Annotated in this window: 8 protein-coding genes and 1 pseudogene; 2 read left to right on the top strand and 7 right to left on the bottom strand. The window is 70.2% G+C overall.

The window, feature by feature from the left end; all coding sequences use genetic code 11:
• Positions 1 to 51: 51 nt before the first annotated feature.
• Positions 52 to 1017: a hypothetical protein gene (locus ACGFYU_RS29785; RefSeq protein ID WP_393830396.1), complete on the bottom strand. Its 966-nt coding sequence runs from the start codon at positions 1015 to 1017 to the stop codon at positions 52 to 54.
• Positions 1017 to 3047 carry a hypothetical protein gene (locus ACGFYU_RS29780; protein WP_393830395.1) on the bottom strand — a complete coding sequence of 677 codons (2031 nt, stop codon included), beginning with the start codon at positions 3045 to 3047 and terminating at the stop codon, positions 1017 to 1019. The genes ACGFYU_RS29785 and ACGFYU_RS29780 overlap by 1 nt, the downstream gene beginning before the upstream one ends.
• A gap of 707 nt (positions 3048 to 3754) precedes the next feature.
• On the opposite strand from ACGFYU_RS29780, the gene ACGFYU_RS29775 reads away from it, so the two are divergent.
• Positions 3755 to 4159: a hypothetical protein gene (locus tag ACGFYU_RS29775; RefSeq protein WP_393830394.1), complete on the top strand. Its 405-nt coding sequence runs from the start codon at positions 3755 to 3757 to the stop codon at positions 4157 to 4159.
• A gap of 27 nt (positions 4160 to 4186) precedes the next feature.
• Positions 4187 to 4321, top strand: a pseudogene (locus tag ACGFYU_RS29770) (hypothetical protein); the annotation flags it as partial.
• A 186-nt stretch (positions 4322 to 4507) separates the two neighbouring features.
• Here ACGFYU_RS29770 and ACGFYU_RS29765 read toward each other — a convergent pair.
• From ACGFYU_RS29765 to ACGFYU_RS29745, 5 genes are all read right to left on the bottom strand, one after another.
• Positions 4508 to 5002 (bottom strand): hypothetical protein, encoded by a 495-nt coding sequence (locus tag ACGFYU_RS29765; protein ID WP_393830393.1) that lies wholly within the window; start codon positions 5000 to 5002, stop codon positions 4508 to 4510.
• A 280-nt stretch (positions 5003 to 5282) separates the two neighbouring features.
• A complete protein-coding gene (locus tag ACGFYU_RS29760; protein ID WP_393830392.1) occupies positions 5283 to 5930 on the bottom strand; it encodes a thymidine kinase in 648 nt (215 codons plus the stop codon).
• 56 nt (positions 5931 to 5986) lie between these two features.
• On the bottom strand, positions 5987 to 7192 hold the full coding sequence (locus tag ACGFYU_RS29755) for an alkaline phosphatase family protein (protein ID WP_393830391.1): 1206 nt from the start codon (positions 7190 to 7192) through the stop codon (positions 5987 to 5989).
• Complete coding sequence (locus tag ACGFYU_RS29750; RefSeq protein ID WP_393830390.1) at positions 7192 to 7791, bottom strand: DUF5998 family protein; 600 nt, start codon at positions 7789 to 7791, stop codon at positions 7192 to 7194. The genes ACGFYU_RS29755 and ACGFYU_RS29750 overlap by 1 nt, the downstream gene beginning before the upstream one ends.
• Before the next feature lie 51 nt (positions 7792 to 7842).
• Positions 7843 to 10587, bottom strand: a complete 2745-nt coding sequence (locus ACGFYU_RS29745) for a GNAT family N-acetyltransferase (RefSeq protein WP_393830389.1) — start codon at positions 10585 to 10587, stop codon at positions 7843 to 7845.
• Between the last annotated feature and the right edge of the window lie 5 nt (positions 10588 to 10592).

The raw sequence follows: 10592 nt of genomic DNA, 5'->3' as shown, positions 1-10592 counted from the left end.
AGCCGGGGATGTCAGAGGCTGAGGGGCGGCCTCCCTGCTCAGAGGAGGTGGTCATGGTGCGGCCTTCCGGGGTGCTGCGGGCGTCTCGATCTCGAGCTCCTGGCGGAGCGATGCGGCCAGCTTCTCGGCCGCGTGCCTGGGGATGTTGTCGTAGCGCACGATCCGGGCCAGCTCGTGGATCCGCGGCTGGATTCCCGTGCAGAGAACCGCGGCCCTTGCGTGAAGCGGCGGGAGCGGGGCTCCCCAGTCGACGGAGAGCCGACCTGTCCCTTCACGCCCCTTGCCGGGCTCCGAACGCCACCTCATCACCTTGCTGCCGAGCCTCGCGTGCTCCAGGTAGACGCCATTCTCGTGCTCGGTGCTGTGCCACTCCTCGCCCCTGCGGACCTGGACCAGCCGGGCCCAGTCGGTGCTGCGCCAACGGTAGAGCCCCTCCTCCCGATACGACTGTGCGGGCTCGTACTGCCCGGTCTCGTGGTTGTAGCGTTCCACGGTGTGGGCGTTGCCGAGGGCAGGCGGCGCGGCAGGCGGGCCGGGCGCCAGGTCCGGCAGCAGTGCGAAGAGGCGAAGGGCTGCACAAGGGACGAAGGTGGAGCCGATCCTCTCCGCGCTCTCCTTCAGTATGTCGGGGTGTTCGTATCCCAGGAGCAGGCTGTCCGGAACGGGGATGTCCCCTTCGGCGTTCTCGTTGCGAAGCCAGTGGACCCGCTCACCGGCCTTGTAGAGGTCCTGGACAGCCTTGCTGATGTCCATGGTGCGTCTGCCAGTGAGGACGGCGAGGCCGTCCGAGTACGGCAGGGTCGTCAGCACCGGAGGAGCCACCGACCACAGGCCGCGGCGCCAGTCGACATCGATGTAGCCGAGCGCCGAAACATCCCGCAGCCAGCGCCCTTCCGCACCGTCGCGCACGCGGGCGCCCCGGCTCCGCACGGTCCACGCGGCGGCCGCCTTGAAGCCGACAACCTTTCCCCCGCCGGTCTCGCTCGCCCATCTGAGGAGCAGGTTCCCGATCTCCATCACTGCATGACCTCTCGCGCCAGGCGCACACACGCTTCCCACTCGTCACCGCTCGCGGCCTCGGCCACCGCCACCACTGTCTGCGCCCAGCGCCGATGGTCCGCCTCCGGCTTCAGGCAGGGCCGTGCCGGCAACTCCGCCTCCAGGTACCAGATTCCGCGGCGGTGCTGGAAGACCCATCCGCCGCATGCCGGGATCCGCACTTCGAAGCAGTATCCCGACGGGGTGTCCGAAAGCCGCTCCCACCAGTCGGGGGTGTCCGGGATGGCCACCCGCCACCCTCTGCCATCTGCTGAGAGGAAGAGCGACTCATCAGCGCCACGGCGGCAGAGCAGGATCGGCCATTCTGCCTCCGCCGGATCGGTGTCCACCGCGGCTCCCCTGAGCAGCCCGCTGCCTCCGCCCGTAGCGGCGTAGGCCCCGGCCTTCCCGTCACCAAGAGGAAAGCCGAGGGTAACGGCAGGTTCACGCAGGGACGGCGCGGACTCAGCGGTGGCGAACTCCAGGCTGCTGCCCCCCGCCTGAACAGTGTGGTCACCGGGGGTAAGGCTGTATCTCCAGAGCGACAGCGCTGCGCCCCCCTGCCCCGGCTCCGGCTTCCTTTCCAGGCCATCGACCAGGACTCGGCCTGAATGACCGTCAGGCAAGACGAGATCGGGATCGCCTCCGGCCAGGTACAGGTGCTTGCTGAGGTCCGGCGCGAGTCGGAGGCCGCCCTCCAGGCGCGCCTTGAAACGCGGCAGTGGCAGCGTCCCGCGGACGGCGCCTTTTGTGTCGAGGATCGCCGAGCGCAACGTGAGAGCATCGTCGAACACGACCCGGGTATGGAGGGTCCATCCCTCCGGCATCCACGACAGCCGGCCTCCCTCCTTGCTGCGGCCCTGCGACGCCGCGCGCTCCAAGATCCGCTCGACGTCGCGGGCGGCTTCGGGGGCCGCGAGGATCACGTGATCCTCGCCCGGGAGGAACCGGTCCACGCTGGTGCGGCAGTCGAGGGCGGCGTTCTGCCGGAGGATGACCAGCGGAGAGGCGGGGCGGCCGACAGCGATGCCGTCTCCAACGAGCTGGATTCCGTTCCGAAGAGCGCGGTCCGTCGGCAGTGCGAGCCCTTCTACTGTGTAGTACTCCGTGGTTCCGATCCTGCGTAGGACGGCTTTGTTGTCGAGCGGGTACTCCTCGTTGCCGGGCTGCGGCACGCGGACCAGCCACCCGAGCCGCCTGTTCTCGAAACGCACGAGCAGCTCTCCACGCGAGGTTCCGTGCGGGATGTAGTGGTCGGAGCCGTCCCACGCGGCCGCAAGCGCTCCCAGAAGCCCCTCGATGAGGTGCCGGAGGTCGGGGTCGTGCAAAGCGCCTTGGAAGGACGGAGAGAATTTCGACTCGTAGTCCCAGAGGCTGATGCCCCGCGCCAGCACCGGGCCTGGAAGTGGCCAGGCGGCCTCGCTCCGTGCGCGCATGATGCTGAAGAATTTCGGCAGGTGCTGCCGGTCCGATCCCCGCAGCACAGCCTGCGACAGCGCGTACCCGATCCGAGTCTGATTCTTGGGCAGGTATTCCACCGAGGGGATGGTGCACACACCGCGGGAGCCGCCCCACTGCGTCTGCCAGGCGGCTAGGCGCTGCCACATCCTGGCGACCGGAAGGTACAGCTGCGAGTTCAGCACTCCTGCCCTGCCGGCCAGCAGCTCGGAGAAATGGTCGTGGTAGTTGTTGGCCCTTCGCACGCCGTCATTGGCCATCCGTGTCGCAGCGACCACCGAGCAGGCCAGCAGCGGCAGGACCGCCGGAGCGGTGTTGCCGTCCGTGCGCGACAGCTCGTAGTCCTCCACCGCCTGGAACGGCTTCTGCGCCCCCGGTTGGACAAGCTGCCGCACCGCTTCGGCCAGAGGGACGCTGATCCCGTACCTTCGCTGCAGCGTCTCCACCTCGCGGTCGTCAACGTACAAAACGACCGGGTGACCGTCCCACTCCGGGCTGAAGAACGCGTCCTCCAGCACCTCCTGCCATTCGGCATAAGCCGACAGACCCACCCCGAGACCCCACTCTCCACGCAGAACCCCCGCTGCCGCGGCCGACGCGAGCGGGCATCCTCTTTATACGTCCCGCAGCGGCCTCGCCGTACAACCATGTCATCTGACGGACAGTGCACAGGAGAGGATGCCGCCGCCCTGCCCCAAGAAGGAAGCGGCCTTCCTTCGAACATGAGCTCCAGCCAAGGAACGCATGTCCAGCGCACAGGCCGTGAGGGTGAGTCTGCCGCGCACAATGTCCTGCGAGAGCCATCGGGTAAACGTCAATCCCCTGTAGCCGGTGACGCTCTCCGCTTCTCAGCGACGGCTGAACTCGGGTTCTGGGTCACTTACTATACGTGCCTGGGCCACGGAGGGTGATCTAAAGCCCGAGTCCAGCCGTCGCCGAGACCATCCTGGTTGACGGTGCAGACAGACAGCGCAGGTCAGCGGTCGGTCCGTCACGAGGATGGCTGATGACTCGTGCGCCGAGGAGAGGGGCCCCAGAGGCCAGAGTCGGAAAGTTTCTTCAGGAAGTTCTCCGAGCCCTGTTCGCCAGAAAACCGCTGGTCAGCGACTCATCAGGCATCGGATGGAACAGCCGTGACAGGCTGGCGTCCGGGGCGGGGCGGAGCGAGCGCGTGGAATGCCGGCGCCGGGGCTATGACAGGGGCTCTTGACGGGATGGCAAGGCGATCGCTCTGGCGAACGCGATGTCCCATGCCGTGATGGGCACCGACATGTCGGATGCCGGGAAGGGGCTGGTGGAGCGGGTCATCCCGTTCGCGTTGTTCGGCGTGGCCGGGCTCACGCTGTACCTGGCCCTGCTGGCGATCGTGATGATCGTGCTCGTCCTCGCGGTGCTGATCGGCTATATCGTGCGCATCGCCGTGATCGCGGTGCTCGCGGCGACGAGGGTCGCCACCTGGATTTTGCGAGCCATAACGCCTCCCTCTTCAGGCGTGGCCTGCTGGTGTGAGAGCAGACTGGCGAGGGCTTGGAGGGTGTCGCTCATGTGCTGGGCCGGATCGGCCAGACCCCGGGCGGAGCCGACCGAGGCAACGCCGTGCAGCCCGGCCTCCGCAATCACCTGGGGGCTGGACGGCCGGTCCGGCAGCTGCCGCACCAGCTAGAACGGCGGCCAGCAGCACGACCCCGCTGTGTGCAGGGTGTCCAGAAGGGCGGAGCCCGATCGTGCTGGTCTGGGAAACGTCCGCCTCCACCTCACCAAGCCGCTGCGGGAGTTCATCGACGCGAACGCCTCCTGGCTCACCGTGTTCCAGCTGCCCACCTACGCGCCGGACCTGAACCCGCAGGAGGGTATCTGGTCGCTGGTCAAGCGTGACATCGGCAACCTCGCCGCAGCCGACCTCGGCGAGGTAACTCGAGCAGTCAAACGCCGGCTCAAGCAGCTCCAGTACCGGCCGGACACGATCGACAGCTGTCTCGCAGGCAGCGGCTTGTCCCTGACCGCACGATCGTCAGAAGCTACCGAAGAAGCGGTGCCACCAGGTGGGACGCTGAACATGCCAGGGCAGCTGGCTCGGCCCGGCGTAGTCGCACTCCAACAGCTCCTCGGGAACGATCGCGTACCCGAGGTTGGCCAACGTCCCCATGACCTTGCCCAAATCCGCAGCGTCCAACTCGCCCTCAGCTTGTGCTGCCCCGGTGCCCAGAAAGGCGCCGGGGTTGCCGGCACAGACCAGCGCCAGGGAGCCGAAGTTGCTCACGCAGACAACGATCTGGGTTCCGCACACAGTCGCATCAGCCGGCACCGTGACCCGCCCGTACTCACTGGAGTCCTGCGTGTCCCGCTCGCTGACACATGGCGCGGCAAAGTCGTCCTCAAGTCGCGCCACGAGGACGTTGAACATCGCTCCAATCTCACCACGGTCGTAGCCCCGGGGCCGCTCCAGCCACTCGGGATCATCGAGCTCGCGCAACAATGCCACCAGATCTTGTTTGTACTCCGTCACGCGCAGACCTTGGCGGATCAGTAGCAGACCTCGCCAGCCCGACATCACTCATTCAAGTTCAGTAGCAGGTTGCACGAAGGGGGGCCCGCACCGGACCATGAGCCGTCTGGAGCGCGCTCTTGCCATGATGCAACTCGTTCATGCCACGAAGCCGTACTCATTCGCGCAGGTCAGCGGGACACAGCCGATGCTTGCGCCAGTTGCCGTCACAGCGCTTGGCCGTCTGCCAGGGCCACTCCTCGCGAAGTGGCAGAGTATGGCTCGAGCCACAACAAGGCGCTCAGACAGGAGTGACTGGCAGGACGTCCGGGGAGAGAGCACCCGCGTGGGCCGTGGCCGAGGTCATGCGGCGGCGGTGGTGGCGGCACAGGACCTCGTAGCCGATCTCCTCCGCCGGGCGGTTCACGTCGCCGACCACCACCTGGGCGCCCTCGACCACCATCTCCCCGCCCACCGTACGGGCGTTGTGCGTGGCGCGCGCTCCACACCAGCACATCGCCTCGACCTGGAGGGTCTCGACCCGGTCCGCCAGCTCGATCAGCCGCTGCGAACCCGGAAACAGCTTCGTGCGGAAGTCCGTGGTGATACCGAAGGCCAAGACATCCATGCCGAGGTCGTCGACGATCCGGGCAAGCTGGTCGACCTGCTCGGGCGCCAGGAACTGCGCCTCGTCCACGATCACGTAGTCCGCCCTGCCTCCCCCAGACAGCTCCGCGACCAGATGGGCATACAGATCCATGCCGTCGGTGACCTCGACCGCCTCGGTCACCAAGCCCAGCCGCGAGGACAGCTTGCCCTCACCAGCCCGGTCATCGCGAGTGAAGACCACACCCTGGAGCCCACGCGCCGACCGATTATGACCCAGCTGGATTGCGAGAGTGCTCTTTCCGCAGTCCATCGTTCCGGAGAAGAACACCAGCTCGGGCATGGGAAGTACAGGACCTTTCGGGTCGTGGGGCAGGAGAGGGGGAAGGCAGGAATCGGTCAGGTGCGGATTTCGAGCAGCGGGACGAGCTGTTCGGCCGCGGTCATCGAGCCGTGCATGCCGACGAGGGCGGACTCGTTGGGCTCGCCCAGCGAAGCGGTGATGGCGACATCGGCCTGGGCGGCCGCGACCACGTCGCCGATCCGCCCCAGGACGCGCTCGTCGCACTCCCCCGGCGGGCCGAACCAGCCCAGTTCCAGGGCCTCTTCGCGGCTCGCGATCCAGAACCGGTCGCCGAGCACCTCACGCCACACGGTCAGGACGTCGACCTCGGCGCCCGGGACGGCGTACACGTGCCGGGCCCGGCCTTCGCCGGCCAGCAGGGCCACGCCCGCGCCCAGCTCCCAGTCCTCGTCGTAGTCGATCCGGGAGTCCTCGTCGAACGGCACGTCGACCATGCCGTGGTCCGCGGTCACGTACAGCGCTGTACGCGGCGGGAGCTGCTCGGCGAGCCGCTGGACCAGCCGGTCCACGTACATGAGCTGGCCGCGCCAGGCGTCGGAGTCCACGCCGTGGCGGTGGCCCGCCCCGTCGAGCTCGCTGTAGTACGTGTACACGAGCGAGCGGTCGCCGGCCGCGAGGCGGTCGGCGGCGAGGTCCATCCGCTCCTCGCCCGTCATCCGGCCGAGGAAGGTGCCGCCGCTCAGCGCGATCTTGGTGAGCGGGGTGGTCTGGAAGGCGGGCGAGGACACCTGGGCGGTCGCCACCCCGGCCTTGTCGGCCAGCTCGAAGACGGTCGGGTACGGCTGCCAGGGCTTCGGCGGGGTCCACGGCTGCCAGCGGAGCTGGTTCATCAGCTCGCCGGTGGCCGGGTTCCGCACGGCGTAGCCGGGCAGGCCGTGCCGGGCGGGCGGCAGGCCGGTGCCGACGGAGGCCAGCGAGGTGGCGGTGGTCGCCGGGAAGCCCGCGGTGATCGGGCGGCCGGTGCCGCCGCGCGAACTGCCGAGGAGGGAGGTGAGGTACGGGGCCTCGTCCGGGTGGGCCTTGATCTGCTCCCAGCCCATGCCGTCGACGAGGAAGACGCAGTTCCGGTCGGCCGGGGTCAGCTCCGCGATGGCGGCGCTGAAGCCCGGTACGCCCTGGCCCGCGACGAGGGTGGGCAGCAGGTCGGCGAGCGAGCCGGTGCCGTACTCGGGGACCGGCGCAGCGGCGAGGTCCAGCAGCTCCGGCTCGTCCGCCCAGTTCTGCGCGGCGGGGTAGGCCATCAGCGGGCGGGGTTGGAGGAGGTGGCTGCCGTCGCCTCGCTGAGTGCCTGCGCGAAGACCAGGGTCTGGCGCACCGCCTCCGGGCCGTCGCCCGCCTCGCTGACCCGCAGGCTGAGGTCGTCGGCGGTGGAGTTGCCGGTGTAGCCGTGGTCGGAGTCGCAGTTCGGGTCGCCGCAGGCGGCGGGCTCCAGGTCGATCCGGGACACCGCGCCCCAGCCGATGGTCAGGACGACCTCGCGGGGCAGGGTGCCGGGGGTGTAGGACTCCGGGTTCGCCACGACGCGGCTGAGCACCACGGAGGAGATGCTGGAGAGCTTGACCGACTCGGTGGAGGTGGTCGCGTACGGGGACGGGGACCCGGCGTCGGCGGCCTGCTCGTCGGTGTGGCTGACGATGAAGCGGTTTCCGGTCAGGACCAGCACGGTGACGTGGCGGCGCACCTCGTTGGAGTCGAAGGTCGTCTCCTGGTGGACCAGGTACGACGAAATCGGCTCGCCGCCCACCGCGGCCTCCACGGCCTCGGCCACGAGGGCCGGGTAGTAGCCGCTGCGCTCGATCGCCGTGCGCAGCCCCTGGGTCGTCGTACCGGATTTCGCCATGAGGTCCATCCTAAGGCCCGTACGGGGCGTCCCGGCCGCGCCCGGACCCCCTCAGTAACTGGGGAGGGTCCGCGGGCCGAGATCGCCGCGGGCGGGCGGATGCGCGACCCGGACGGTGGCACTCAGCACGGAGAGGCCCTCGGTGGCGACCACCACCGGTTCCAGCGAGACGCCGATCACCTCGGGGTGGTCGTCCACGAGCCGGGAGAGGCGCAGGAGCAGCTCCTCCAGGGCGGGGGTGTCCACGGGGTCGCTGCCGCGCCAGCCGAAGAGGAGGGGTGTGGTCCGGATGGACCGGATCAGTCCGGCGGCGTCCCGGTCGGTGGCCGGGACGAGCCGGTGGGCGGTGTCCCCGAGCAGCTCGGAGGCGACGCCCGCGAGCCCGAAGGAGAGGACGGCACCCGCGGCCGGGTCGATCACGGAGCGGACGACCGTGTCGACCCCCCGCGGCACCATGGGCTGGACCACCGGCTGGAGCTCCGCCGGCTTCCCGAGCGCCTCGGTGAGCTCCTCGTACGAGAGCCTCAGCTCGGCCTCGTCGCGCAGGTCGAGCCGTACGCCGCCCAGGTCCGCTCGGTGGCGCAGGTGGGGGGCGGTCGTCTTGAGTGCCACCGGGTACCCCAGCACCCCGGCGGCCCTGACCGCGGCGTCGGGGCTCGGCGCGGGCAGGGTGGCCTGGACGCGGATGCCGTACCGCCCGAGCAGCTCGCGGGCGTCCCAGTCGGTCAGGCTCAGCACGGCCTCGGCGTCGACGTCGGCGAGCAGCCCGGCCAGTTGCGCGGCGGCGCCGGCCTCGTCGATGTCCTCGAACTCGGGAACCTGGCCGGCCTCGGCGTTGTCCCGCCGCCACTGCCCGTAGCGCACGGCCTCGGCGATGGCCCGCACGGCCCGCTCGCCGGCCGGGTAGCTCGGGATCCTGCTGCCGGGGCCCGGCTCCGCGGGGGCCGGCGCCTCGGGCGCCGACGGGGCTGAGACCCCGGCCAGCGCCTCGACCAGTTCGCCGAGTTCCACGTGGACCACCGCCACCGGCTTCCCCGGACGCTCGGCCACCGCGGAGCGAAGGGCATCGGCCAGGTCGTCCGCCGGTGCCTGCTCGTTCACCCACGGGATCGCGGTGACGACGACCGCGTCGCTGTCGTCGGAGGCCAGCGCCGCGGCCAGCGCCTCGCGGAAGTCCGCCGGCGAGGCGGCCGTGGTCAGGTCGATCGGCGGCAGCGGCCGCAGGCCCTGGGTCAGGCAGGCGTCGTAGGTGAGGACGCCGAGGGACTCGGAGTTCCCGAGGATCGCGATGCGGGGTCCGGCGGGCAGCGGCTGCGAGGCCAGCAGCAGGCCGACGTCCACCAGCTCCGTCACCGTGTCGACGCGGATGACGCCGGCCTGGCGCAGCAGGGCCGAGACGGTGGCGTCCGGCAGCCGGGTGTCGCGGACGACGTGCCCGGCCGGGGTGTGGCGCCCGCCCTTGGCGACGACCACCGGCTTGACGGCCGCCGTCCGGCGGGCGAGGCGGGTGAACTTCCGCGGGTTGCCCAGGGTTTCCAGGTACATGAGGGCGACGTCCGTCGCCTCGTCGTCGTACCAGTACTGGAGGATGTCGTTTCCGGAGACGTCGGCCCGGTTCCCCGCCGAGACGAAGGAGGACAGCCCCTCCCCGCGCCGCACGAGGGCGGAGAGCAGGTCGATCCCGATCGCTCCGGACTGGGTGAACAGGCCGGTCCGGCCGCGCACCGGCATCGGCGCGGGCGTCAGCGAGGCATTGAGTTCCACCTCGGGCGCGGTGTTGATCACCCCGTAGGCGTTCGGCCCGATCAGCCGCATTCCGTACGAGCGCACCTGGCGCACCAGTTCGCGCTGGCGGGCGAGCCCCTCCGGCCCGCTCTCCCCGTATCCGGCGGAGAGTACGACGAGCCCCTGCACCCCGTGCTCCCCGCAGGCGGCGACGGCCTCGGGGACGCGGTCGGCCGGGACGGCGATCACGGCGAGGTCGACGGGGGCGCCGATGGCACCGATCGTGGGGTAGGCCCGTACGCCGTCGAGCAGATCGCGGGTGGTGGCCTCGTTGACGGCGTAGAGGTGGCCGTGGAAGCCGCTGTCGCGCAGGTTGCGCAGGGCGGCCGCGCCCACGCCCGCGAGGGAGCGGCTGACGCCGATCACCGCGACCGAGCCGGGGGCCAGCAGCCGCTGCACCGAGCGGGCCTCCGCGCGCTGTTCGCGGGCGCGCTGGACGGCGAGGGACTCGGCGGTGGGTTCGAGGTCGAGGGTGAGGTGGACGGAGCCGTCCTCGAAGCTGCGCTTCTGCTGGTAGCCGGCGTCCGTGAACACTTTGATCATCTTGGTGTTGGCGGGCAGCACCTCGGCGGCGAACCGGCGGATGCCGCGCTCCCGGGCCACCGCCCCGATGTGTTCGAGGAGCGCGGAGGCCACCCCTCGGCCCTGGTGGGCGTCCTGGACGAGGAAGGCGACCTCGGCCTCGTCGGAGGGCCCGGTGGCGGGCCGGCCGTCGGCGCCGATGCGGTCGTAGCGGACGGTGCCGATGAACTCCCCGCCGATGGTCGCCGCGAGGCCGACCCGGTCCACGTAGTCGTGGTGCGTGAAGCGGTGCACGTCTCGGTCGGAGAGCCGGGGGTAGGGGGCGAAGAAGCGGTAGTACTTCGACTCGTCGGAGACCTGCTCGTAGAAGCTGACCAGCCGGCCCGCGTCCGCGGTGGTGATCGGCCTGATCCGGGCGGTGCCGCCGTCGCGCAGGACGACGTCCGCCTCCCAGTGGGCCGGGTACGAGAGGTCCGACTCGGTGGTCATGCGGC

The sequence above is a fragment of the Streptomyces sp. NPDC048337 genome (genome assembly GCF_043201175.1).
Classification (GTDB): domain Bacteria; phylum Actinomycetota; class Actinomycetes; order Streptomycetales; family Streptomycetaceae; genus Streptomyces.
The sequence above is the reverse complement of the archived record's forward strand: the minus strand, read 5'-3'. Positions and strand labels throughout refer to the sequence as shown.

What these genes read in the sequence shown, in the direction of transcription:
- ACGFYU_RS29760 (WP_393830392.1), bottom strand. Translation starts at nt 5,930, where the DNA reads ATGCCCGAGCTGGTGTTCTTCTCCGGAACGATGGACTGCGGAAAGAGC.
- ACGFYU_RS29785 (WP_393830396.1), bottom strand. Translation starts at nt 1,017, where the DNA reads ATGGAGATCGGGAACCTGCTCCTCAGATGGGCGAGCGAGACCGGCGGG.
- ACGFYU_RS29775 (WP_393830394.1), top strand. Translation starts at nt 3,755, where the DNA reads ATGGGCACCGACATGTCGGATGCCGGGAAGGGGCTGGTGGAGCGGGTC.
- ACGFYU_RS29745 (WP_393830389.1), bottom strand. Translation starts at nt 10,587, where the DNA reads ATGACCACCGAGTCGGACCTCTCGTACCCGGCCCACTGGGAGGCGGAC.
- ACGFYU_RS29750 (WP_393830390.1), bottom strand. Translation starts at nt 7,791, where the DNA reads ATGGCGAAATCCGGTACGACGACCCAGGGGCTGCGCACGGCGATCGAG.
- ACGFYU_RS29755 (WP_393830391.1), bottom strand. Translation starts at nt 7,192, where the DNA reads ATGGCCTACCCCGCCGCGCAGAACTGGGCGGACGAGCCGGAGCTGCTG.